The sequence below is a fragment of the Ruegeria sp. BG11 genome (genome assembly GCF_056538565.1).
The window spans coordinates 215,368-239,488 of sequence record NZ_JBQFTH010000006.1; the positions used below are offsets into that span (position 1 = coordinate 215,368).

24 protein-coding genes are annotated in these 24,121 nt (G+C 59.2%); 14 read left to right on the forward strand and 10 right to left on the reverse strand.

The features are described 5' to 3' along the window. Entirely contained in the window at positions 1-1,509 is a 1,509-nt protein-coding gene (locus ACR0JF_RS11990; protein WP_480669393.1) for an MORN repeat-containing protein, read from the reverse strand. Positions 1,510-1,639: 130 nt separating this feature from the next. On the opposite strand from ACR0JF_RS11990, the gene ACR0JF_RS11995 reads away from it, so the two are divergent. The 3 genes from ACR0JF_RS11995 to ACR0JF_RS12005 all read left to right on the forward strand — a co-directional run bounded on the left by ACR0JF_RS11995 (position 1,640) and on the right by ACR0JF_RS12005 (position 5,335). Then, entirely contained in the window at positions 1,640-3,298 is a 1,659-nt protein-coding gene (locus ACR0JF_RS11995) for an NAD+ synthase (RefSeq protein ID WP_170661144.1), read from the forward strand. 322 nt (positions 3,299-3,620) lie between these two features. Continuing rightward, on the forward strand, positions 3,621-3,842 hold the full coding sequence (locus tag ACR0JF_RS12000; protein WP_480669355.1) for a hypothetical protein: 222 nt from the start codon (positions 3,621-3,623) through the stop codon (positions 3,840-3,842). A 161-nt stretch (positions 3,843-4,003) separates the two neighbouring features. Then, positions 4,004-5,335: an NAD(P)/FAD-dependent oxidoreductase gene (locus ACR0JF_RS12005; RefSeq protein WP_170661299.1), complete on the forward strand. Its 1,332-nt coding sequence runs from the start codon at positions 4,004-4,006 to the stop codon at positions 5,333-5,335. A gap of 4 nt (positions 5,336-5,339) precedes the next feature. Here ACR0JF_RS12005 and ACR0JF_RS12010 read toward each other — a convergent pair whose 3' ends face one another. Then, positions 5,340-6,272, reverse strand: a complete 933-nt coding sequence (locus ACR0JF_RS12010; protein WP_170661143.1) for an MBL fold metallo-hydrolase — start codon at positions 6,270-6,272, stop codon at positions 5,340-5,342. A 217-nt stretch (positions 6,273-6,489) separates the two neighbouring features. Here ACR0JF_RS12010 and gltX point away from each other — a divergent pair, with 217 nt between their 5' ends. Continuing rightward, positions 6,490-7,815, forward strand: a complete 1,326-nt coding sequence (gltX, locus tag ACR0JF_RS12015) for a glutamate--tRNA ligase (RefSeq protein ID WP_170661142.1) — start codon at positions 6,490-6,492, stop codon at positions 7,813-7,815. A 10-nt stretch (positions 7,816-7,825) separates the two neighbouring features. Here gltX and ACR0JF_RS12020 read toward each other — a convergent pair whose 3' ends face one another. Beyond that, on the reverse strand, positions 7,826-8,437 hold the full coding sequence (locus ACR0JF_RS12020) for a gamma-glutamylcyclotransferase family protein (protein ID WP_170378850.1): 612 nt from the start codon (positions 8,435-8,437) through the stop codon (positions 7,826-7,828). Positions 8,438-8,532: 95 nt separating this feature from the next. Between ACR0JF_RS12020 and ACR0JF_RS12025 the strand changes: the two genes are divergently transcribed. Further along, complete coding sequence (locus tag ACR0JF_RS12025; protein ID WP_170378848.1) at positions 8,533-8,979, forward strand: Rrf2 family transcriptional regulator; 447 nt, start codon at positions 8,533-8,535, stop codon at positions 8,977-8,979. Positions 8,980-8,983: 4 nt separating this feature from the next. Here the strand turns inward: ACR0JF_RS12025 and ACR0JF_RS12030 are convergent, their stop codons facing one another. Together ACR0JF_RS12030 and ACR0JF_RS12035 are read right to left on the reverse strand one after the other, a co-directional pair. Next, positions 8,984-11,512: an FtsX-like permease family protein gene (locus ACR0JF_RS12030; protein WP_170661141.1), complete on the reverse strand. Its 2,529-nt coding sequence runs from the start codon at positions 11,510-11,512 to the stop codon at positions 8,984-8,986. Next, positions 11,509-12,204 (reverse strand): ATP-binding cassette domain-containing protein, encoded by a 696-nt coding sequence (locus ACR0JF_RS12035; protein ID WP_170661140.1) that lies wholly within the window; start codon positions 12,202-12,204, stop codon positions 11,509-11,511. Before ACR0JF_RS12035 ends, ACR0JF_RS12030 begins: the two co-directional genes overlap by 4 nt. Positions 12,205-12,230: 26 nt before the next feature. Here ACR0JF_RS12035 and ACR0JF_RS12040 point away from each other — a divergent pair, with 26 nt between their 5' ends. After that, on the forward strand, positions 12,231-12,896 hold the full coding sequence (locus ACR0JF_RS12040) for an arylesterase (RefSeq protein WP_170661139.1): 666 nt from the start codon (positions 12,231-12,233) through the stop codon (positions 12,894-12,896). 6 nt (positions 12,897-12,902) lie between these two features. Here ACR0JF_RS12040 and ACR0JF_RS12045 read toward each other — a convergent pair whose 3' ends face one another. Both ACR0JF_RS12045 and ACR0JF_RS12050 read right to left on the reverse strand, forming a co-directional pair. Beyond that, positions 12,903-13,457, reverse strand: coding sequence for a L,D-transpeptidase (locus ACR0JF_RS12045; protein WP_170378840.1), 555 nt, complete (start codon positions 13,455-13,457; stop codon positions 12,903-12,905). A gap of 151 nt (positions 13,458-13,608) precedes the next feature. Beyond that, complete coding sequence (locus ACR0JF_RS12050; RefSeq protein ID WP_170378838.1) at positions 13,609-13,815, reverse strand: cold-shock protein; 207 nt, start codon at positions 13,813-13,815, stop codon at positions 13,609-13,611. 204 nt (positions 13,816-14,019) lie between these two features. On the opposite strand from ACR0JF_RS12050, the gene ACR0JF_RS12055 reads away from it, so the two are divergent. After that, the gene (locus ACR0JF_RS12055; RefSeq protein ID WP_480669360.1) at positions 14,020-14,577 is read left to right on the forward strand and encodes an REP-associated tyrosine transposase; all 558 of its coding nucleotides are present in this window, start codon (positions 14,020-14,022) and stop codon (positions 14,575-14,577) included. A 571-nt stretch (positions 14,578-15,148) separates the two neighbouring features. Here the strand turns inward: ACR0JF_RS12055 and ettA are convergent. After that, entirely contained in the window at positions 15,149-16,816 is a 1,668-nt protein-coding gene (gene ettA, locus ACR0JF_RS12060) for an energy-dependent translational throttle protein EttA (RefSeq protein ID WP_170661138.1), read from the reverse strand. A 138-nt stretch (positions 16,817-16,954) separates the two neighbouring features. On the opposite strand from ettA, the gene ACR0JF_RS12065 reads away from it, so the two are divergent. The 3 genes from ACR0JF_RS12065 to dacB all read left to right on the forward strand — a co-directional run bounded on the left by ACR0JF_RS12065 (position 16,955) and on the right by dacB (position 19,623). Beyond that, complete coding sequence (locus ACR0JF_RS12065) at positions 16,955-17,425, forward strand: MOSC domain-containing protein (RefSeq protein WP_170661137.1); 471 nt, start codon at positions 16,955-16,957, stop codon at positions 17,423-17,425. Between the two features lie 32 nt (positions 17,426-17,457). Further along, entirely contained in the window at positions 17,458-18,078 is a 621-nt protein-coding gene (locus tag ACR0JF_RS12070; protein WP_170661136.1) for a nicotinate-nucleotide adenylyltransferase, read from the forward strand. Positions 18,079-18,144: 66 nt separating this feature from the next. Beyond that, positions 18,145-19,623, forward strand: coding sequence for a D-alanyl-D-alanine carboxypeptidase/D-alanyl-D-alanine endopeptidase (dacB, locus tag ACR0JF_RS12075; RefSeq protein WP_170661135.1), 1,479 nt, complete (start codon positions 18,145-18,147; stop codon positions 19,621-19,623). Between the two features lie 2 nt (positions 19,624-19,625). On the opposite strand, the gene ACR0JF_RS12080 is transcribed toward dacB, so the two are convergent. Next, a complete protein-coding gene (locus ACR0JF_RS12080) occupies positions 19,626-20,048 on the reverse strand; it encodes a tellurite resistance TerB family protein (RefSeq protein ID WP_170661134.1) in 423 nt (140 codons plus the stop codon). Positions 20,049-20,127: 79 nt separating this feature from the next. Continuing rightward, a complete protein-coding gene (locus ACR0JF_RS12085; RefSeq protein WP_480669395.1) occupies positions 20,128-20,619 on the reverse strand; it encodes an Lrp/AsnC family transcriptional regulator in 492 nt (163 codons plus the stop codon). Positions 20,620-20,704: 85 nt separating this feature from the next. Here ACR0JF_RS12085 and phhA point away from each other — a divergent pair, with 85 nt between their 5' ends. The 4 genes from phhA (at position 20,705) to ACR0JF_RS12105 (ending at position 24,011) form a co-directional block, all read left to right on the forward strand. Then, entirely contained in the window at positions 20,705-21,505 is an 801-nt protein-coding gene (phhA, locus tag ACR0JF_RS12090) for a phenylalanine 4-monooxygenase (protein ID WP_170661133.1), read from the forward strand. 6 nt (positions 21,506-21,511) lie between these two features. After that, complete coding sequence (locus ACR0JF_RS12095) at positions 21,512-21,865, forward strand: 4a-hydroxytetrahydrobiopterin dehydratase (protein WP_170661132.1); 354 nt, start codon at positions 21,512-21,514, stop codon at positions 21,863-21,865. Between the two features lie 121 nt (positions 21,866-21,986). Further along, positions 21,987-23,561: a lysine--tRNA ligase gene (locus ACR0JF_RS12100; RefSeq protein WP_170661131.1), complete on the forward strand. Its 1,575-nt coding sequence runs from the start codon at positions 21,987-21,989 to the stop codon at positions 23,559-23,561. Positions 23,562-23,609: 48 nt separating this feature from the next. Further along, positions 23,610-24,011 (forward strand): DUF4864 domain-containing protein, encoded by a 402-nt coding sequence (locus ACR0JF_RS12105; RefSeq protein WP_170661130.1) that lies wholly within the window; start codon positions 23,610-23,612, stop codon positions 24,009-24,011. The last annotated feature ends 110 nt before the right edge of the window (positions 24,012-24,121 follow it).

Sequence of the window (24,121 nt, forward strand, 5' to 3'; positions counted from 1 at the left end):
TTAACCGTCGGAGGGTTCCGCCTCCGCTGGTTCCTCAGTGTTTTCCGCCTGAGTGGGTTCATCCTCTTGCGCGGGCGCTTCTTCTGCGGCGCTTTGCGCAGGCAGGGCGTCATTGTCCCACACGCCAGACTCCTCTTGGCCGTTAGCATAACGCATGGTGCCTTCGCCGTGGCGTTTGTTGTCGAGGAAACCGCCTTCGTACACATCGCCCGTGCTGTAGGTCGCAACGCCGACGCCGCTGATTTTGCCGTCAACCCAATCGCCCGTGTAGGTGAAGGTGCTGGGCGTTATGATCGTGCCTTTACCGTGGCGCTTGCCGTTCAGGAAATCTCCGTCATAGATCGTGCCGTCCGCGTAGCTGGCCTTACCTTTGCCCTGCCGCGCGCCATCGACCCATTCGCCCTCATAGCGGTAGCCATTGGCAAAGGTGACGACGCCAGTGCCGTGGCTGACCGCATTCCGGAACTCGCCGGTATAGACGACACCGTTTGGATATGTGGCCTTGCCCCGGCCTTCGAACACGCCCGCAACCCACTCACCATCATAAACCGTGCCGTCGGGATAGGTGTTCTGGCCCTTGCCATGAGGCAGGTCCGCGCTGAGTTCGCCGATATAGGTTGAGCCGTCGGGATAGGTGATTTCGCCAAAACCTTCGATCTGACCACGGGACCAGTCGCCCGTATAGCTGTAGCCATCTGTTCCGGTGAAGGTGCCTTTGCCGTGGCGTTGATCGTCTTCGTAGTCGCCCTCATAGACGTTGCCGTTGGCATAGGTTTCCTTGCCTTTGCCCTGACGGCGCCCGTCCAGCAAGGCGCCCTCGTAGACATCCCCGTTGGCCAGCGTCAGCCGCCCGGTGCCTGTCATCACGTTGTTCTGCCACTGACCGTCATATTCAACGCCGTCCGACTGAACCAGACGACCCTGACCATGGCGCTGGCCCTGTTCGATCTCACCTTCATAGACCGAGCCATCGGCCGAAGTGATCTTGCCCATGCCCTGCTTTTCACCCTCAACCCAGTCGCCCTCGTAGGCGTATCCGTTGGGGTCGGACAGAGTGCCCTTGCCGTGATGGCGCGCGTCTTTGAACGCGCCTTCATATCGCAGGCCATTGGCATATTGGGCCACGCCGGTTCCGTTGATGGCCCCGTTGGACCACGTCCCTTCATAGGTTCCACCATCGGGATAGGTGATCTTGCCCTGGCCGTCCGGCTGGCCATCGGCGAATGTACCTTCGTAGATCGCGCCATTGGCAAAGCGCGCCGTGCCTTGCCCCTGAATCTTGCCCTCGATCCATTCGCCCGAATACTCGAACCCGTTGGGTAGCCGATACGACCCGGTCCCGTGCCGCAAGCCGTTCAGGAAGGTGCCTTCATAGACGCCTCCGACCTCGTCATCCTTGACGATGACGGTTCCGTCCTGCGCAAAGGCTGCCGCTGCGATCAGGGTCATGGCCCCTGCAGCAATCGAATTGCGGATCACATCCATTGTTGTTCCTGCCTGCCCGATCATCATTGCTTGCTTTCTTCGGCGCAAAACTAAGGGACCGTCACGGGCAGAGCAACGGCTTTTGCCGCATGGCCCTTTCACTCGCGCGGTGATCTGCTAAATGCAAAAGGACTGACGAAGGCAAGAGGGCAGCATGGCCGACCGTTTCCGCATCACTCTGGCGCAGCTTAACCCCACCGTAGGGGATATTTCCGGCAATGCCGCCAAAGCACGCGCAGCGTGGCAGGAGGCCCGCGAGGCCGGGGCCGATTTGGTGGCCTTCCCCGAGATGTTCATCACCGGCTACAACACGCAGGACCTTGTGATGAAGCCCGTGTTTCACCGCGCTGCTATGGCCGCGATTGAGGCGCTGGCAGTGGACTGCGCTGAGGGTCCCGCCATCGCCATTGGCGGGCCTTGGGTCGAGGATGACAGCCTCTACAATGCGTATCTGATCCTGAATGGTGGCCGAATCACCAGTAAGTCCCTGAAACACCATCTGCCGAACGAAACCGTTTTTGATGAGGTCCGTCTTTATGATTCCGGCCCGCTGGGTGGGCCATACTCGGTGGGCAATTTCCGCATCGGTAGCCCGATCTGCGAAGATGGCTGGCACCCGGATGTGGCTGAGACGCTGGAGGAAACCGGGGCGGAGTTTCTGCTGATCCCCAACGGCTCGCCCTATTTTCGCGACAAATACGATGTGCGCCTGAACCACATGGTGGCCCGCGTGGTCGAGACCGGCCTGCCGCTCATCTATCTGAACATGGTTGGCGGGCAGGATGATCAGGTTTTTGATGGAGCAACTTTCGGCCTGAACCCGGGTGGTGAGCTTGCCTTCCGCATGCCCGTGTTCGACGAAGCCGTTCGACATGTCGACCTTGAGCGTGGCGATGACGGCTGGCGCATTGTTTCGGCCGAGATCGTCCTCCAACCGGATGTGTGGGAGCAGGACTACCGCGCGATGGTCCAATCCTTGCGCGACTATATGGGCAAGACCGGTTTCAAAAAGGCGGTTCTCGGGCTTTCAGGCGGGGTCGATTCAGCCCTGGTTGCGGCCATTGCCGTTGACGCGATTGGCGCTGAAAATGTGCGCTGCGTGATGCTGCCGTCGGAATACACCAGCCAGGCCTCTCTGGACGATGCCGAGGCGGTCGCCAAGGCGCTGGGCGTTCACTATGACTATGTGCCGATCTCGGACAGCCGCGCTGCGGTGACCGAAACTCTGGCCCCTCTGTTCGCTGGTCGCGATGCCGATCTGACCGAAGAGAACATCCAGTCCCGCCTGCGCGGCGTGTTGCTGATGGCAATCTCGAACAAGTTTGGTGAGATGCTTTTGACCACCGGCAACAAATCCGAGGTCGCCGTGGGCTATGCCACCATCTACGGCGACATGAACGGGGGCTACAACCCGATCAAGGACCTATACAAAACCCGGGTGTTCGAAACCTGCCGCTGGCGCAACGCTAATCATCGCGACTGGATGAGGGGGCCTGAAGGCGAGGTCATCCGACCGTCGGTCATCGACAAACCCCCAAGCGCCGAGCTGCGCGAAGATCAGAAGGACAGCGACAGCCTGCCGGACTATCCGGTTCTGGATGGCATTCTGGATATCCTGGTCGATCAGGATGGCTCGATTGCCGATTGTGTTGCGGCCGGTTTCGATGAGGCCGATGCCAAACGGGTCGAGCATCTGATTTACATCAGCGAGTATAAACGGTTCCAATCCGCCCCCGGCACGCGCCTGACCAGCCGGGCCTTCTGGTTGGACCGTCGCTATCCGATCGTGAATCGTTGGCGTGATCAGGGGTAAATAAGGCACATTGTTTCCCGTTTATGGTGTAGTGCTGCTTTGAGCTCTCGCATTGTTTCCGATACCGTGCGTGCCCCGTTCATTTTCCGGGGTGATCCGCAGGCTGTCCTTGTTTTTGCGACATTTTTCCGCCACATTTATGCTTGGATATTGCCTCATGTGAGGCGGGTGTGACGTATTGCTGCGAGGGGCGCAGGGTCATGGCAAACTGTTTTTAGCCTGACGACGCCACATCCGGGTGGGATGTCTGAGTGAACAGTGTGGTGTTACGATGAATGAGCAATATGATAAATCGCTTCACGCGCCGCGGGCGCTGAATACGATGGAATCTCCTCCCCAAGAGTTGGACGAGGAGAAACTGGATGCGGCCATTGCGGACATGCTGAGGGAAGATGCATGTCAGCAGAATGTCGCGCCGATGAAGCGGCCTGAGTTCCCTGATCTCGTCCCTCAGGAAGAGGTCCGGACCGGGTCAAAGCCCAAGTCAAGCGGGTTCTCGGCCAATCTGCGACAGAAATGGGCTGAGCTGTCAGGCGCGGCGTAAATCGCTAGGCTAAAGTCGTTGAAGGTGCGGCGTATTTCGCGGCACCTTTGGCGTGCGCGCCACAGGTCTGCACAATCCTGTTGTGATCCTCAAAAAACCGGTTGCCAGTGGCGCAGTGGTCGGTCTCCATGGCAGTCCATACGATTGTCCATGAGCTTTTGATGCCCGGTCCCAAGCCTACTGTCTTCGATTCCGATCTTTCATTGCCGAAACAAGTCGATGCCGTCGTGATTGGCGGCGGTATTATCGGTGTATCGACGGCCTTGGAACTGGCCGAGCGGGGCGTTTCGGTCCTGCTATGTGAAAAAGGTCAGGTCGCTGGCGAGCAGAGCTCTCGCAATTGGGGATGGGTGCGTCTTGGTATGCGCGACCCGAGGGAGATCCCTCTGATGCAAGAGTCGCTGCGCCTTTGGCGCGGGATGGAGGACCGGATCGGACGTCAGACCGGCTATACGCAGTCGGGGATTCTGTTCGGCGCCTCAGGCCAGCGGGATGCGCGCAATCTTGAACGTTGGATGCGCCATGTCGAAGGGTTGGACACTGGCGCGCGGATCGTCGTCGGGGCCGAACTGGCCGAGCTTATGCCCGGGGCGCAGTCGGATATCTCAAGCGGTCTTTATATGCCACAAGACGGTCGGGCCGAGCCGCAATGGGCCGCCCCCGCCATCGCCGAGGCCGCGCGTGATCGTGGGGCAATCGTCATGACCAATTGCGCCGTCCGTAGCGTCGATATGCAAGCGGGCCGCGTCGGCGGAGTTTACACGGAACGGGGCCGCGTGGCGTGTGACCGGGTGGTTTTGGCCGGTGGGGCTTGGTCGCGCCTGTTCGCCGGAAACGCGGGGTTCGACTTGCCTCAACTGAAGGTGCTGAACACGGTCATGCGCGTGTCGCCGGTGGCCGAGGGGCCCGAGGTCGCGCTGTGGTCGGATGGGTTTGCAATCCGAAAGCGGGCCGATGGTGGCTATACCATCGCTTCGGGTCATGAAAACACGGTGGATATCGTACCCGACAGTTTCCGGCTGGCCCTCAAGTTCCTGCCAGCCTTCGCGCAGGAATGGAGATCGCTGCGCTTTCGCCTGTCAGGCCGATGGACGACCGAGGCGAGAGAGGATCGACGCTGGCTGCCCACCGATGTGACTCCGTTCGAACATTGCCGCGTGCTGGATCCGGAGCCGTCGCAAAAGGTCATCCGTGGCGCGTGGGCGAATGCGCGCAAGAGTTATCCGGCGCTGGAGCAGGCCGAGATCGTCCAAAGCTGGGCGGGGATGATTGACGTGACACCGGACGCGATCCCAGTGATGTCGTCGGTCGATGATCTGCCGGGCCTGTTCATTGCCACCGGATTTTCGGGCCATGGTTTCGGCATCGGCCCCGGCGCGGGCCTGTTAATGGCAGATCTGGTTATGCACAGAACGCCCTGTGTGGATCCGGCCGCGTTTCGCCTGTCTCGGTTCACCGATGGCTCAAAAGTCCGGCCGGAACCGGGGTATTGAGGGCTTAGCCCATCATTTGATAGCTGACGGGTACAAAACGGAAGCCGTCGCCTCGGGTCTCGACATAGCCAGCGCCCGGGAAGGGCATGTGATAGCCGATCATCGGCACCTTGTCGGCGGCCAGCAGGCCCAGAATCTTACGGCGTGAATCCGTTGCCGCAGCTTTGTCCATGTCGAACCGAACTTCCCATTCGGGATGCGCAAAAGACCAGACATAGTGATTGGCAAGGTCCGCAGTCAGAATAAGACGCTGGCCGTTGCTTTCCAGGTGGTAGACCATGTGACCGGGGGTATGCCCAAAGGTCGCCATCGCCGTCACGCCCGAGGCCACGTCTCCGCCATCCTCAATAAAACTCATCTTCTCGGCCAGAGGGGTGACCTTGGCAGCAACCAGATCACCGACCCGGTTCCCGGCTTCCTGAGCGGACCAGAAATCATATTCGGGTGCCGCAGTGACATAGCGGGCATTAGGGAATGTCGGCGCGTCATTGGTGGTCATGCCGCCGATGTGGTCCGGGTGCATGTGGGTCAGCACAACCACATCAATCTGATCGGGCGTGACACCTGCATCTGCCAAAGCGGCCTGAATGCCGCCCTGTCCAAGTCCGGTATCGAACAGTATCAGCTCTGAGCCTGTGTTCACCAGAGTCGGCGTGAAAAAGAACTGTGCCACGTCAGGCGAGATGAAGTTTTCGGCTGATACTTTGGCGAATTCCTCATCCGAGGCGCCGCCACCGAAGATTTCCTGCGCACCGTCGCGCGGCAAGCTGCCATCCAGCAGGGTTGTGACCGTGAAGTCGCCCAGCTGGAATGATCTTGCGATGGTCGAGTTCGCCTTTGTCTCGGCTCCGGCCGCCAAAAGTGGGGTCGCTGCGGATGCAAATGGAAGGGCTGCTGCGGCGCCCAGGGCCGCTCTGCGTGTTAAATTGATGGCCATTTCTTAGTCTCCCTGTCAGAACGCCAGCGAAAAAGGTAGTTCGCTTCGGGTCGCGTGCCACTTTATACACCGGTACTTAGTCTGCGTGGATGAACATTGCGTGTTAATATTTGTTCATCTTGCGATCTGGGGGGTCCTGCGGAACTTGGGTAGTCCGAAACGCCTGCTGGACAAAAACGCGCCTTTGTGACAAGAGCCGCGCCAACAGGAGACACCCATGACAACCACCCGTTTCGCCCCGTCGCCCACCGGTTACATCCATGTGGGCAACCTGCGCACCGCTCTGATGAACTACCTGATCGCCCGCAAAGCAGGCGGCACCTTCATCCTGCGCATCGACGATACCGATCCTGAGCGCTCGAAAGAGGAATATGTCGACGCGATCAAACAGGATCTTGAGTGGCTGGGTCTGCACTGGGATCGGGTCGAGCGTCAGTCCGAACGTCTGGACCGCTACGCCGAAGCCGCTGACAAGCTGCGCGAGATGGGCCGGCTTTACGAGGCGTTTGAGACGCCGACCGAGCTGGACCTCAAGCGCAAGAAGCAGCTGAACATGGGCAAGCCGCCGGTCTATGACCGCGCCGCGCTGAACCTGAGTGAGGCCGAGAAAGACGCGCTGAGGGCTGAGCGTGGCAATGGCGTCTGGCGCTTCAAGCTGGATCACGAACGGATCGAGTGGAATGACGGCATTCTGGGCGACATCTCGATCGATGCGGCCTCGGTTTCCGATCCGGTGTTGATCCGGGGTGACGGTCAGGTGCTCTATACGATTGCCTCCGTCGTGGACGATACCGAGATGGGCGTGACCGATGTTGTACGTGGCTCGGACCACGTCACCAACACCGCAACGCAGATTCAGATCATCGAGGCGCTGGGCGGCACATGCCCCCGTTTTGCGCACCATTCGTTGCTGACCGGCCCGCAGGGCGAGGCACTGTCGAAACGTCTGGGCACGCTGGCGCTGCGTGATCTGCGTGAGCAGGGCGTGCAGCCGATGGCTCTGCTGAGCCTGATGGCGCGTCTGGGCTCGTCTGACCCGGTGGAGTTGCGGTCCGAGATGGCCGAGTTGATCGATGGGTTCGATATCAACCGCTTTGGCGCGGCTCCGACAAAGTTCGATGTGCAGGACCTGTTCCCGCTGACCGCGAAGCATCTGCAATCGCTGCCGCTGGCGGATGTTGCAGACGCCGTTGCCGAGGCGGGTGTTCCTGCCGATCTGGCCGAGCCGTTCTGGGCCATGGCGCGCGAGAACATCACCACTCTGGCTGACCTCAAGGGCTGGTGGGAACTGTGCCGGGATGGGGCCGAACCTCTGATCGCGGATGAGGATCGTGACTTCATCGCCGAGGCGATTGCGCTTTTGCCGGAAGGTCCGTTTGATGGCGACACTTGGGGCACTTGGACCAAGGCTGTCAAAGAGGCCACGGGCCGCAAGGGCAAGGGCCTGTTCATGCCGCTGCGCAAGGCGCTGACCGGGATGGAGCGCGGGCCGGAAATGGCTATGCTGTTACCGCTGTTGCAAGTGATCCGCGCGCGGGGCTGATTGCCAGAATTTAGAACTTGAACGAGGCAGGCAGTTCGTCTGCCTCTTTTTGTTGGTGCGGTTGGATGACCCGCACCGACGCCCGGCGCAAGCGATCGTCAACAAAATCTGTCTCGTCGGGTTTGAGCTGTTGGTGGCGTGGGTATCTAGGCTCGGCCCTGTCATTCAAGACGGGTGCGTCCCAGCCATCCGTTGTTGCGAAGAACCGGTCGGCCCCGTCCGGTCCAAAAATACGCAGATATCCTTGTACGACGACGTCGATGTAGCTCAGCAGCAGCGGATGATGATCTGTCGGAGCATTGTGCCGGTCCTTCGGCACCGCATAAACAGCGATTTCAACATCCTGCGTAAGCGGATGTGCGACCGACTGCGTGGCGGGAATGCGGTCATAGGCCCATTCACGCTCATCCAGCGCGGCCCAGTCGTTTTTGGGTACGTGGGCAATCATACCTTCGATCTCGGAATCTGGATCAGGGACCGCAGTTAGGAACGCGACCGAGCGCAAGTCGGTGTGCTTCCATGCCCGCCGCCAACCTTTGAGCTTTGCGGGCCGGGGATCGGGAAAGTCGTGTGTGGCCAGGTTCACTAGGCTGCCATAGCCAAAGAAATAGGGGTCTGCCATCAGCGCGAGATGTCCTTTGGGTCGATTGATGTATGTCAAACCGCTTTTTTGCCGGACATGCAATAAGATCACATCATTGATTTAGGGAGGCCCTTATGCGGATTACCAAACGGACGAATATCGCCGTGCGCCTGTTGATGTATTGCGCGGCGCATCCCGAAAGGCTGGTGACCAAGGCCGAGATTGCCGAGGTTTGCAACATTTCCGAGAACCATCTGGCCCAGGTGATCAACCAGTTGAGCCAGCTGAACTATCTGAGCACCCAACGGGGCCGCAATGGGGGCATGTCGCTGGCGCGCTCGGCTGATGAGATCCGGGTGGGGGCTGTGTTTCGCGATGTCGAAGGCGCATTGCCGATTGCCGAGTGTTTTGCGGATGCCGACAACACCTGCCCTCTGACAGATGCGTGTCGATTGAAGCTGGCGCTGAAGGACGCGGCTGAGGTGTTTTATGCCTCGTTGGACGATATCACGCTGGATGCTTTGGTTTGCGACAACGATCCTTTGTTGAAAATCCTGCAACCCGTCGCCTGCGTGCGTTAAGGGGTCAATCGCTGGCGCGCAGGATGCGGGCTGGTCTTACCGACAGCGGCCGCAGGGCGAAGGCAAGCCCAGCACCCAGTGTCACGACCATTCCGGCCAGTACGATGCCAACCGCCGAAGGCCAGATAACCGTATAGCCGGTGTCGAAGATGTAGGTGGCGACGGCCCAGCCCCCCAGGATGCCGACCAGAAGGGCGACGCCCCCGGCGGCCGCTCCCAGCAAGACAGCGCGCAGAGCAAAGCTGAACAGGATGCGCTGTCGGTTCGCCCCAAGTGTTTTTAGAACCGCAGCCTCGTAGCGTCGCGCAGGCTCTCCGGCGGCGGCTGCGCCGATCAGGACCAGAAACCCGGTCAAAAGCGAGACACCTGCCCCGTAGGAGGTTGCCGCCGCCAACCCGGCCAGCAGGCCCGACACCCGGTCAATCGCGTCCCGCACCCGGATCGCGGTGATATTGGGGTACTGGTTGGCCAGATCGCGCAGGATCGCGGTTTCGGCCTGTTCCTCGGCATAAACGGTGGCGATGAAACTGTGTGGTGCACCGGCCAGCGCCGAGGGGTTCATCGACATTATGAAGCCCATGCCTGCCGTCGAAAAGTCAACCTCGCGCAATGAGGTCAGGCGGGCCGTGATATCTCGGCCCAAGATGTTGACCGTCAGTTCATCTCCAAGGGTCAGGCCCATCTCTGCGGCCTCTTCCGCGGCGAAGCTGACCTGTGGTTCTCCAGAATAGTCTTCGGCCCACCAATCGCCTGCTGTAACGCGGGCGTTTTCGGGCGGGCGGGTCGAGTAGGTGATGCCTCGGTCGCCTTCCAGAACCCAATGGTCCCCGGCTGTGTCGCGCGCGGGGCGTCCGTTGATCTGGGTGATGATGCCGCGCAGCATCGGTGCGCTTTCGATGCGGCTGACGGATGGGTCGGATTCCAGACGCTCGGTGAAGCCCGGCATCTGGTCTTTTTGGATGTCGACAAAGAAATAAGATGGCGCTACGTCAGGCAAGTTGCCTGAGATCGCATTGCGTAAGGTCCCGTCAATCTGCCCGACGGCTGCCAGAACAGACAGGCCGAGACCGAGGGACAGGACCACCGATGCCGCGCCCTCCCGCGGGTCTGAAATAGCCGAGAGCGCCCATCGCAGGGCGGGACGACCGCGTGCGGCGGGTTTGCCCGCCCGGGCGAGGCGACCGATGGCGATGGCCGATAGGGAAAGCAGGATGAGCGCGCCTACCAAGCCAGCGCTGGTCCAGAGCGTCAGTCGGGCCGAGCCGCTGAACCACGCGGCGATTGCGATCAGCAGGACCAGCCCGAAACCGGTTGCCATGACATAGATGGGTCGGGGGAGGGCGCGGGCCGTGGTCAGCGCATCTCGAAACAGGGTGGCGGCCCGCACTTCCTCAGTTCGGGCCAGTGGCCAGAGGGTAAACAGGAAAGCGGTCAGAATGCCGTAGATCGCAGCCTCGGCCAGAGCTTGCGGGTAGAGGGCGAAAACCGCCGGGATCGGCAGCATGCTTTCGATCATTGGAGCCAAGGCCAGCGGTAAGACCCCGCCCAATGTTACGCCGATGGCTATTCCGATGCCCGACAAGAGCCCGATCTGGATCATATAGGTCTGGAAGATCGTCGCGCGGTTGGCCCCCAAGGTGCGCAAGGTGGCGATGGTTTCGGTCTTTTGCGACAGGTACGCTCGGACGGCTGCGGATACACCTATGCCTCCGACTGCCAGCCCCGAAAGGCCGACCAGAACCAGAAACGCGCTGAGGCGGTTGACGAATTCAGTGATGCCAGGTGCCCCGTTGCGGGCGTCGGTCCAGCGCATGCCGGTGCCATCGAAGGCTTCCTTGGCCTGCTGGGAGAGGTCTCCAAGATCAGTGCCTATGGGTAGATCAAGGCGGTATTTGGTCGAAAACAGCGTGCCCGGTGCCAATAGGCCGGAGGCCTGCAAGTCCTCGGTTCGGACCAGTGTTCTTGGCCCAAGGGCGAACCCGTCCGCAGCACCGTCTGGCTCGTGGTTCAGGACCGCCATCAGGACAAACTCCTGTGTGCCCAAGGCAAAACGATCTCCGACCGCCAGCCCTATCCGGTCGATCAATGCGGGTGCCATGACGGCACCAGGCAGTCCGTCTGCGCCCGCAAAAGCGTTGCCCAGAGGTATGTCCGGGACCAGAGTAACGGCCCCCACCAAAGGGTAAGTGCCATCCACCGCTTTGACTTGTGTCAGGGCCCGCTCGGTTCCGATGTCTTGCGCGGCGACAGCCATAGACCGGAAATCGACAACCTCGGATACCAGTTGCGCTGTCTCGTCCATCCAGCGCCGTTCTTCGTCGCTGGCAAAGCGATAGGTGAACTCAAGCTGCGCGTCTCCGCCCAGCAAGGCGGCCCCTTCCTGCGTCAACCCTGTCTGGATGGCCGAGCGGACCGTGCCGACCGCAGCGATGGCGGCAACCCCAAGGGCGAGACAGGCGAGGAAGATACGGAAGCCGCGGAGGCCTCCGCGCAGTTCACGACGTGCCAGCCGTCCGGCAAGTCGCAGGCTCATTCCGCGGCCTCTTGCTTGGTCTCATCCGAGATGCGACCGTCGCGCAGGCGCACAACGCGGTCGCAGCGCGCCGCCAGAGATGGGCTGTGCGTTACCAACACCAAGGTCGCGCCGTGCTTGTCCCGCAGACCGAACAGTAGATCGACGATAGCGGCACCGTTGGTTTCATCCAGATTGCCTGTAGGCTCATCCGCCAGAAGGATCTGAGGGCGCGGGGCCGAGGCGCGGGCTAGGGCAACCCGCTGCTGTTCACCCCCCGACAATTGCGCCGGATAGTGGTCGCGCCGATGGGACAGGCCGACGGTGTCGAGTTCTGCCTCTGCGCGGGTGAATGCGTCCTTGTGGCCGGCCAGCTCCAACGGGGTGGCGACGTTTTCCAGTGCTGTCATGGTAGGGATCAGGTGGAAATTCTGGAACACGATACCCATCGTGTCGCGCCGAAAGCGGGCCAGCGTATCCTCATCCATTGTCGTCAGATCCTGACCCAAAGCCGAGACGCGACCGCCGGTCGCTTGCTCCAACCCGCCCATCAGCATCAGCAGCGAAGATTTGCCCGACCCGGATGGCCCGATCAGCCCCAAACTCTCACCCTTCATCACGGACAAAGAGATTTCATGCAGAATATCGACCCGCCCGGCATTGCCATCCAACGACAAAGAGGCATTTTGGAGCGTAAGAACAGCTGAAGTCATCGGTCTTTCCATCGGAGGGCAGTCAATTGGGATATGGAGCGTTTGCAGCTTTGCGCAAGGTTCTGGTTTCAGGGCTGTTTGTCAGTTGGGGCTATACTGCAACAGCCGAGCCTGTCGTAATTGCAGCGCTGGGGGACTCGCTGACCCAAGGCTATGGGCTGGTCGAACAGGATGGGTTCGTCCCACAGCTGGAACGCTGGCTGCAGGCGAACGGGGCTGAGGTTCGTTTGATCAACGCAGGTGTCTCGGGGGACACAACGGCGGGCGGCGCGGCGCGGGTCGAGTGGACTTTGACGCCAGATGTGGACGCGATGATCGTTGCGCTGGGTGGCAACGACTTGCTGCGGGGTCTCGACCCCGACCTGTCGCGCGCCAACTTGACCGCAATCCTGAGCGCGGCTGAAACAAGCAAAGTCGACGTGTTACTGATCGGCATGCAGGCCCCCGGCAACTATGGGCCGGACTATAAACAGGCGTTCGACATGATTTACCCGGACTTGGCTGAACAGTTTGATGTCCTCTACGCCGAGAGTTTCTTTGACGGTCTCGCCTCGGGTGGTGATCCGAACGCAGTCAGCCAATACATGCAGCCGGACGGGATTCACCCGAATGCTAAAGGAGTCGCGCGGATTGTCGAGGCGCTTGGCCCATCTGTGCTGGAACTGGTCAAGATGTCGGGTGAACAGGGCTAGGGGACGTTAGACCACTGTGACAACCGTTCCGATTGGCACACGGTTGTAGAGATCCACCACGTGTTCGTTCATCATCCGGATACATCCGTTGGACGCTGCCCGTCCGATGGTCTGCGGCTGCGTTGTGCCGTGGATGCGGAAATAGGTGTCGACCCCGTTCTGGAACAGATAGAGCGCCCGCGCGCCCAACGGATTGTCCCCCCCGCCGGGCTGAACATAGTCGTTATCCTTGAAACGGGCATAGGCCACCGGATCCCGCTCGATCATCTCTTGCGTGGGCCGCCAGGTGGGCCATTCCTTCTTCACGTCGATGGTCGCAGTGCCGGTGAACTCCAACCCGGCTTTGCCGACCCCACAGCCATAGCGGACCGCCTTGCGCGGTTCGGTCACGTAATAAAGGTAGAATGATCGCGGCACGACCAGCAGTTGCCCCGGCTGAAACTGCTTTTTGATCCGGACAAATTGCGGTGTGGGATCATACTCGGCAGCCTTCTTGGCAACGGCAATACCGGGGAGAAGGCTCAGGGCCGTTCCAGCCAGAAAAACACGACGTGTGAACATGTGCGCCTCTTGAATTGACCTGAAAAATCATCACTCGAATTCCAGAATGATATCTTAATTGGTCAATTATGGGGCAGATATTACGAAATTGTGATGTGATGCCTGACGGCCACAAAAAAGGGCGAGGTTTACCCCCGCCCGTCAGAGTGGCTTATGCCAGCTCGATATTGTCCGCGCTTTCGCGACCGTCACGACCCGAGCGCAGCTCGTAGGTGACTTTCTGGTTGTCGGCCAGACCGGTCAGGCCCGAACGCTCGACAGCTGAGATATGAACGAAGATGTCTTTGCCGCCATCTTCGGGTGCGATAAAGCCGTAGCCTTTGGTGGTGTTGAACCATTTTACGGTGCCTGCAGGCATATCCGTGTCTCCTGTTTAGTGCTGCCCACGTGGATGCGGCAGCCTGGCGTCGTCGGTCTGGATCGAATGACTGAGCGCCGTAGAAGGAGACAGTGGGTCGAAATAGAAAAACGTTAGCCCTTTGGATATGGCATTGGGGCAGGGATGTGGCAAGGGTGGAATCGGTTAACGCGTTGGCAGCCATGAGCGCGTTGGGATGCCTTTATGAGAAACTACCGCCGCGTTCGAATACTCGGAGCGAAGTATTTCTTCACTGTCTCTCTGGCCGACAGGTCGTCCGATTTGTTGGTGCGAAACGTTGCGCATTTGCGTGCGGCTTTTGGGACGCCACGACAGGACCTGCTTTTCTGGTGCGATTCGTTTGTGGTCTTGCCCAATTGTTTGCACGCAATTTGGACTTCGCCACCGGGGGATGCGGATTACTCGACGCGTTGGGGCACAATCAAAGCTTGTTTAACTAATTGTGTAGACAAAACAAGTCGTAGTTCGGGCTTCAGCCCGGCACTCGCGATGTCAAACCTGCCCGTCTTGACAACTGGCAGATTTGCCGGGCTGAAGCCCGGCCTAAGGCAGAACAAACGCGAAGCGACTACTTGGCAACGCAAGTTTTGGAAGCACCGTATCCGTAGTGAAACGGATTGCCGCAACGACAAGGCGTATTGTTGTAGCAATTCGGTCAAGCATGGGCTCGTAGAACATCCAACCGATTGGCCGTATTCGTCGATCCATCGCAACATCCGCGCGGGTCGGGTGGGTCCATAGTGGAGTGATGGTTTTACCTTTGGTAAGCTCGGAGAGCCTTAGTGTAGATACGCGCAATTTGTAGGCCGGGCTTGAGCCCGACACCTACAACACTTCTCGTAGTGCCAAAAAATCTCTAACGGGATGCCTTTGCGGGTTTGTTCGAAATAGTCAGTTTTGCAAGCATGCTAGCGATGAAATCGAGCTGATCAGTGCGGGATCGGTCGGTACGAATTGCCGGTTGTCATCCGTTTATTCCACTCGTGGTTTCGTCGGTTCTTAGGACAACACTATCACCCCAATAAGTGATCTTACTTCGCGTCCCAGTTTCTAACTTAAACCAACAATCACTTTGCTCAATACTGGGGGCACGAAACGCAATTCCGTCAAGCCGTAGCAGTCCCCGACTGGTTCTGACTACTTCCACGATCCAATTTCCGCTTGTTTCTTTGTTTGTTAGCCGAATTCTGTTGGGTAGAGATGGATCAACATGAAGCGAGTAGGCGTAGTCGCCTACTACGAACTCTATCGTTCTTTCGCTGTCCAAATATGGAATGCTCTCGGATATCCGTTCCCATTCCATTGGCATGATCTACCGCGCAAACTTCTTATGCTTCAGGCGCTTGGGCTCCAGCGCGTTCGGTCCCAGACGGCGCTTTTTGTCCTCTTCGTAGTCCTCGAAGTTGCCTTCGAACCACTCGACATGCGCGTCGCCCTCAAATGCCAGAATATGCGTGCAAATCCGGTCGAGGAAAAAACGGTCGTGCGAAATCACAACGGCGCAACCGGCGAAATCGACCAGCGCATCTTCCAACGCGCGCAGGGTTTCGACGTCCAGATCGTTGGTCGGTTCGTCGAGGAGCAGGACGTTGCCGCCCTCTTTAAGAAGCCGCGCCATGTGGACGCGGTTGCGCTCACCGCCGGATAGCAGCGAGACTTTCTTCTGCTGGTCGCCGCCCTTGAAGTTGAAGGACGAGCAATAGGCGCGGGAATTGACCTGCGCGTCGCCCAGCTGGATGATCTCGGCGCCGCCGGTGATCGCCTCCCACACGGTATCGTTGTCCGCCAGATCGTCGCGGGACTGGTCGACATAGGACAGTTCAACCGTGTCGCCCAGCGTGATTGTTCCGCTGTCGGGCTGTTCCTGACCGGTCAGCATCTTAAACAGGGTCGATTTACCGGCACCGTTGGGGCCGATTACGCCGACGATGCCGCCGGGGGGCAGGGCAAAGTCCAGCCCTTCGATCAGTTGCTTGTCGCCCATGTGTTTCGACAGGCCCTCGACCTCGATCACCTTGCCGCCGAGACGCTGGCCGTTGGGGATGACGATCTGCGCGCGGGTCAGCTTTTCGCGCTCAGACTGTTCCGCCAGCTCGTTATAGGCGTTGATCCGGGCCTTGGATTTGGCCTGACGGGCCTTCTGGCCTTGACGCATCCACTCCAACTCGCGCTGCAGGGTCTTCTGCTTGGACTTGTCCTCACGCGCTTCCTGCTCCAGCCTTTTGGCCTTTTGTTCCAGCCACGCGGAGTAGTTGCCCTCGTAAGGAATGCCACGGCCGCGGTCGAGTTCCAGAATCCAGCCGGTGATGTCATCCAGGAAATAGCGGTCGTGGGTGACGATCAGGATGGTACCCTTGTAGTCGATCAGGTGCTGCTGCAGCCACGCGATGGTCTCGGCGTCCAGATGGTTGGTCGGTTCGTCGAGAAGCAGCATGTCGGGCGCTTCCAGCAGCAGTTTGCAGAGCGCCACGCGGCGCTTCTCACCGCCCGAAAGATTGGCGATGTTGGCGTCGTCCGGCGGGCAGCGCAGCGCCTCCATCGAGACGTCGATCTGGCTGTCGAGGTCCCACAGGTTTTCCGCGTCGATCGCGTCCTGGAGGGTGGTCATTTCCTCCATCAGCTCGTCCGAATAGTTCTCGGCGATCTCCATGGCGATTTCGTTGAACCGGTCGACCTTGGCCTTTTTCGCGGCCACGCCCAGCATGACATTTTCGCGGACGGTCAGCGATTCATCCAGCTGCGGTTCCTGCGGCAGATAGCCGACCTTGGCGCCCTCAGCCGCCCAAGCCTCGCCAGTGAAATCGGTGTCGAGGCCCGCCATGATCTTCATCAGTGTCGATTTGCCCGCGCCGTTGACGCCGACGACACCGATTTTCACGCCTGGCAGAAAGCTCAGGTGGATGTTTTCAAAGCACTTCTTGCCACCGGGATAGGTCTTGGAGACACCCTGCATGTGGTAGACATATTGATAGGCGGCCATGTCGCGTCCTCTGGGTCGGGGAAATTGGGTTGAAACGCTTGATATCCAAGCGGGGCGGGCGGGGCAAGCTGGTGGTTTCGTGATTTTTGCTTAGACCTTGGGCGGGCTAGGTTGGCTCAGGTTTGAGAGGCGCGTGAGATGTCAGAACTTGCGGAATTGATTGCCGGGTGGGCAAAGCCCGGTCGGGTCGATTGGATTGGAGTGCGTCCAGCCCGGCGGTCGGAGATCGTCACTTTGGGCGACGCTATGATTTCCGCCGATGGTTTGGATGGAGATCGCAGTCGCAGGGGCAAGAGGGCGGTGACCTTGATCCAGCAGGAGCATTTGGCGGCGATTGGCTCGTATCTAAGACAAGGGCAGATTGCGCCAAAGATATTGCGGCGCAATCTGGTGGTTTCGGGGATTAACCTCTCCGCGCTCAAAGGACGCGAGGTGCAGATGGGTGAGGCGGTTCTGCGCTTTACCGTGATCTGCGCACCTTGCAGCCGGATGGAGGAAGCGCTGGGAAAAGGCGGCTATTCTGCCGTGCGTGGGCATGGCGGGTGGTGTGCCGAAGTGTTGCGCCTTGGACGCGTTCGGGTGGGCGATACGGTGCAACCGATTGATTGACAAGCTGCTTCAGTTCTGAACATCAGCAAGGGATGTTGCGCAGCCAGATACCATATGCTCGACCCGGACAGGTCATTGGGCTGTTCGGAGGGTCCTTTGATCCTCCGCATCAAGGTCATGTGCATGTTACGCTTGAGGCGATGAAGGCTTTCGGTTTGGATCGTGTGTGGTGGCTGGTTTCTCCGGGTAACCCTCTGAAACAGCACGGGCCTGCGCCTTTGCCGCGTCGGTTAGAGGCCGCGCGGGCGGTAATGCAGCACCCTCGGGTGGACGTGACGGATATCGAGGTGCTGACGGGCACGCGGGCGACGGCGGATACTCTGGCGGCCCTCCGGCGGCTTTATCCTCAAGTTCGATTTGTCTGGATCATGGGGGCCGACAATCTGGCACAGTTTCATTGTTGGAAGGACTGGCGGCTGATCATGGACAGCGTCCCCGTGGGCGTTTTGGCGCGACCGGGGGATCGAATTTCCGCGCGGATGTCGCCAGCGGCGCGTGTCTACGCACCCTACAGGATTGACGGGCAGGCGCGGCATTTATTGGGGCGCGCGCAGGCTCCGGCATGGTGTTTCGCGAACGTGCCTATGGTAAATCTCAGTTCAACTGATCTTCGCAATCGCGGCATCTGGGCAAACGGAGTGTTGCCCGAATAGCCACATTGCCTGCATATTCTCATGCAATGGTTGTCCAAATTTCATCTCTGGGATTTTAATTGACCCATGGTTGATCGTATTTCACGCCGTTTGTTTCTTGCAGGGTTGAGCGCAGCTGCGATCCCCGCTGCTGCTTTTGCGCAGGCCCCCTTGGTGTCCTTGCGGCCTCAGGCCCGTGGACCTCAGCTAACCGGGGCAGAGCGGTTCGTGCGCGCAGCCGGGCTGAGGGGCGATGTGATCTTTGCTGTGGCAGATGTTGAGACAGGCACCCAGCTTGAAGCGCTGGGGGGTGAGGCCGGGTTGCCTCCGGCCAGTGTGGGCAAGGCGCTGACCGCGCTCTATGCGTTGGACGTTCTGGGGCCAGATCATCGCTTTGAGACCAAGCTTCTGGCGGATGGGCCAATTGAGAATGGCATTCTAAAGGGCGACTTGATCCTTGTCGGTGGCGGCGATCCTCTGCTGGACACGGATGCATTGGCAAGCATGGCAGCTAATCTGCGCGAGGCCGGGGTAACCGAGGTGCGCGGGGCGTTCAAGGTCTATGACGGAGCGTTGCCCTATGTGTTCAGCATCGACCCAGGGCAGCCAGATCATCTGGGCTATAGCCCGGCGATCAGTGGAATTTCTTTGAACTTCAACCGCGTTCATTTCGAATGGAAGCGGGCCGGGACGAACTACAACGTCACGATGGATGCGCGCAGCGCCAAGTACCGTCCGGATGTCGATATGGCTGTGATGCGGGTGGAACCGCGCAGCCTACCGATCTACACCTATCAACCCAGCGCACGTCAGGACCGCTGGACCGTGGCCAAAGGCGCGCTGGGCAATGGCGGCGCACGCTGGTTGCCTGTTCGAAAACCTGCACTTTATGCGGGCGATGTTTTTCGCACGCTTGCCCGCTCAAACGGGGTTGTTCTGGGTCGTGTGCAAGTCACGCAGGAAACCCCGAAAGGCACTGCGTTAGTTGTGCATCAGAGTGACCGGTTAGAAAGCATCCTGCGTGGGATGCTAAAATACTCGACCAATCTGACGGCAGAAATGGTTGGTATGGCGGCTACGAAAGCACGCGGGATCAGGCCGAGTGATCTGGCGGATTCGGCAGCTGAGATGAACCGCTGGGCGGCGGAGAGTTATGGGGCCACCCAGATCGCCATGGTGGACCATTCGGGCCTGGGTGATGCGTCCCGCATGCCTCCGGGTGATCTGGTGAAGGCGCTTGTTGCGGCGCGCAAAACCGGGGCGCTGCGGCCCCTGCTCAAACCTTTCACGCTGACCGATAGTCAGGGACGGGCGGTCAAGGATCACCCCATCAAGGTGAATGCAAAAACCGGAACGCTGAACTTCGTCTCAGGTCTGGGTGGGTTTCTGACCACGGCTGACGGGTCTGAACTGGCCTTTGCGATCTTTACGGCAGATGTGGACCACCGCGCCACGATCCCGCGTGAACAACGCGAGCGACCAGAAGGTGCGCGCAGTTGGAACCGCCGGTCGCGCAAGCTTCAGCGGGCGTTGATTGAACGCTGGGGGTCTCTCTACGGCAGTTGAGCCTAAACTGCGTGGCGCGCGCGGGCACCGCGTTCGATGGCGGCAGCGTGCAGGCGGTCGATGTTCAATTCATAGCGGATTTCTTCCAACAAACGCAGCTCGGTCTCGGCTAGCGAGCCGTCTGCGGCGGCCACGTCACAGGCCAGCGCATAAGCCGTTTCGTTCAGGCGTTCGGGCAAGTTGTCTCGGATCAGGCCGAAGAGAGCATCCAGTCCGTCTTCCTGCTCGAACAGGTCGAACACGATTTGCGAAACCCGGCGGGTGCGGTCGATGTCATAACCCGCAAAAACCGGCAGCATATTCACCGCGCCTTCGATCTTGACCAGTTCGGCGGTGCGGATCGTCTCATCCGACGCCGAGATCGCGACCATGATCGCCACAAGGCAATCTTGCGGAGACATCGGGTGTGGTATTTGATCGGTCATTGGGTCGTCCTGAGTCATTTGCTGCCGTCGCACGATAGGAGGGCTGGCGGGCAGGTTCAACGGCTTTTGCGGGCGCGTGTCAGAGAATTGGCAGTGGTCCCCGCGTTTTGCTCTGGCGCAGCACGAAGTTGCTGCGGGTGTCACGGACCAGACCTGACTTCAGAAGGCGCTGCATTATGAAAAGCTCAAGATCTTCGGGCGATTTGGCATAGACCTTGAGGAGGAAGTCATGATCTCCAGTAATCGACGCACATTCCACGATCTGAGGTTCTGTCTCAACCAGACGGAGGAAGGCGTTGATGTTGTCTTCCTGATGGCTCTGCAACGCGACGTGGATATAAGCAATTGCGTTCAGTCCGACAGACTTAGCGCGGACCTGCGCAGAGTAGCCCGATATAACGCCCGATGCCTCAAGATCCCGCACCCGACGCCAGCATTGCGAGGCGGACAGGCCCGTGCGGTCTGCAAGCTCCTGCATCGATAGTCGGCCATCGGTTTGCAGCTGTTGCAGGATGGCCAGATCGGCAGGTTGAAATGTTTGTGTCAATTTCTCACCAGACGCAAAATGAATACTTCAACTTTAGTCGATTTCTCCATCCAGAGAAACTGAATTCGCCATCTCCCTTGAATAGAATGTCTGCGAAGGGGAGGAGAAGATGCCGAAAACAACGAAATACCGCGCTAAAATCGCCGATGCGAAGGGTCATATCGCGTATACCGCTGAAGAGGACGCCGTTTGGGCTGATCTCTACTCGGCGCAGCAGGACAACGTGCAGAAATACATGGCGCGCGACTATCTCGACGGCCTGAAACGGTTGGAGTTGCCGAAGACCCGTGTGCCCTCCTGCACGGATATCTCGGAACGTTTGTTGGACCTAACTGGATGGCGGGTTCAGCCTGTGCCGGCTCTGATCGGGTTCGAGACCTTCTTCGGGATGCTGGCTGACAGGGTGTTTCCGGCAGCGTCCTTCATCCGCTCACGCGAGGATTTCGACTATATTGAAGAGCCGGACATCTTTCACGAGATCTTTGGGCATACGCCCTTGCTCAGCGATCCCAGATTTGCGGCGTTCAGTCAGGCCATCGGTAAGGCCGGAGTGCAGGCTGGGCCAAAGGATTATGCTTGGCTGATCCGGCTTTATTGGTTTTCGGTCGAGTTCGGACTACGGTGGCAGGATGGTGAAATCAAAGCGCTGGGTTCGGGGCTGGCGTCCTCGCCCACTGAACTTGTCTATGCGGTCGAAAGCGATATTCCGGACCGGGACCCGTTTGACGTGCAGACGATCCTGCGCACCCCATATAGGATCGACATGCACCAGATGGGCTACTTTGTTCTGCAAGACCCCGAGGCGCTGTTCGCCGCGGCCGACAGGGACCTGTTGGCAGATGTAAGGCAGGCGCAGTCGCTCGGTCTATTGCCCAACAAGTTCCTACCCAAAGCAACAGCAGCGGAGTGAACGAAAATGACCACAACAGGACAAACCTGCAACTTGTCAGACCGTACGTGCGTACCTTGTTCCGGCGGCATTCCAGCCCTGACGGCAGACGAGGCGAATGCTCATTTGGGCGAGCTGTCTTCGGAATGGACACTGAATGCCGGGTCGACCGAGCTAAGCCGCCACTTCGCGTTTAAGGGTTTCGCTAAAGCGACATATCTGGCCAATCTCTGTGTATGGCTGGCGGATCAGCAGGGCCACCATCCCGATATTTCGTTCGGCTGGGGCTATGTGGATGTCAGGCTGACGACCCACGAAATCGGCGGGCTCAGCGAGAATGACTTTATCTGGGCGGCGAAACTGGATCAACTGACCGCCTAAAACGGCCTTGTTCCTCGAAAAACCCCTCGCTTTTATTGACTCATGCTGCACCGGCACAATAGGAGGGGCCGGTCGGTTGCAAAGGGCGATCGGCGCTGTTTTTCCCGATGGAGCAAATCTGATGTCTGAACTGCGTGAAACCGCAATGTCGTCCAAGGCCTGGCCTTTTGAAGAGGCGCGCCGGTTGCTCAAACGCTATCAGAAGAACGCTCCGGAGAAGGGATTTGTGCTGTTCGAGACCGGCTATGGCCCCTCGGGCCTGCCGCATATCGGCACCTTTGGTGAGGTCGCGCGAACCACGATGGTCAAGCGCGCGTTTGAGGCGCTGTCGGATATCCCAACCAAGCTGATCTGTTTTTCGGACGATCTGGACGGTATGCGAAAAGTGCCCAGCAACGTGCCGAACCCGGAGATTCTGGAGCAGCACCTGCAGCGTCCGCTGACTTCGGTTCCCGATCCATTCGGTGAATACGAAAGCTTTGGGGCGCACAACAACGCTATGCTACGCCGATTCCTCGACACCTTTGGATTCGAGTATGAGTTCTATTCGGCGAAGGAATTCTACGAGTCTGGACAATTTGACGAGATCCTAAAGCGTGCTGTCGAACGCTATGACGAAATCATGGCAATCATGCTGAAGAGTCTCCGCGAAGAACGGCAGCAAACTTATTCGATCTTCCTGCCGTTGCACCCTGAAAGCGGGCGGGTAATGTATGTGCCGATGAAAAAGGTCTGTGCCGAGACCTACACCGTGACCTTTGATGATGAGACGGGCAAGGAATGGACCGTTCCCGTAACTGGTGGCAACGTCAAGCTGCAGTGGAAGCCGGACTTTGGCGCGCGCTGGGCTGCGCTTGGTGTCGATTTCGAGATGTACGGCAAGGAACACGCCACCAACGAAAAGATCTATGACGCTATCTGCCGTGCTTTGGGTGGCCGAGCGCCCGAGCATTTCTCGTATGAGTTGTTTTTGGATGAAAACGGTCAGAAGATATCGAAGTCGTCCGGCAATGGCGTGTCGATTGACGAATGGTTGACCTATGCGCCGACGGAAAGCCTGTCGTATTTCATGTATCAAAAGCCCAAGACGGCCAAGCGGATGCATTTCGACGTCATTCCCAAGGCCTACGATGAATACCATCAGCAGCTGCGGGCCTATCCGGGGCAGGAGCTGAAGGCGCAGCTGAACAACCCGGTCTGGCATATTCATGGCGGTGATGTTCCGGAGTCGACCCTGATCGTACCGTTTGCCATGTTGCTTAACCTGGCTTCGGTTTCCGGGGCCGAGGACAAAGAGTCGCTTTGGGGCTTTATCCGCCGTTACGCGCCTGAGGCGACGGCAGAAAGCCACCCCGATCTGGACTTGGCGGCCGGTTTTGCCGTGCGTTACTTCAACGATTTCGTCAAACCAACGCGCAAGCACCGCGCCCCGACGGAGCAAGAGCGCGAGGCGTTGGAGGCTCTGAAAGCCGCGCTTGAGGCATATGACGGCCCGACCGAGGATGAGGCGCTGCAATCGGTGGTCTATTCCATCGGGCGCGAGCGGTTTGACCCGATGCGTGGCTGGTTCACCGCCCTCTACGAGGTACTTTTGGGTGCCTCGCAAGGCCCGCGTTTTGGTGGCTTCATTGCCCTCTATGGCGTGCCGGAAACGATCGCGCTGATCGACAAGGCCTTGGCCGGAGAGCTGGTCTGATTTGACCTGATCCCGCATGGGGCTACCGTTCCGTCAGGAGGTAGCCCTATGCGTCGTTTACTGCTTGCCCTGTCCCTGAGTGCTGGTCTGGCCTCGGGTGCATTTGCCCAGAGCACCGAGATCGAGGCCAATATCGCGGCCCAGATTCAGGCCTTCAAGGCGGATGATTTCGCCACGGCCTTTACCTTTGCCAGCCCCAATATCCAGCGTCTTTTCGGAAACCCGGACAATTTCGGAGCGATGGTGCGCAATGGCTATCCCATGGTCTGGCGTCCCTCTCACGTGCGGTTTCTGGAATTGCGCGAGGTCGCAGGCGCGTTGTGGCAAAAGGTCATGATCACTGATGGCGATGGCGCGGTTCACATTCTCGACTATCAGATGATCCAGCAGGAAAATGGCTGGAAGATCAACGGCGTGCAGCTATTGGGTCGCGCCGACCCCGCAGCCTGATGCAACACCACCGTCACGGTCGCATGAGTGGCGGTTAATCCCTTTTGGATACTCAGATCGTCGCGTTCGGGATGGACCTGAACACGGCGTTTGAACGTGCAGCCATTGGG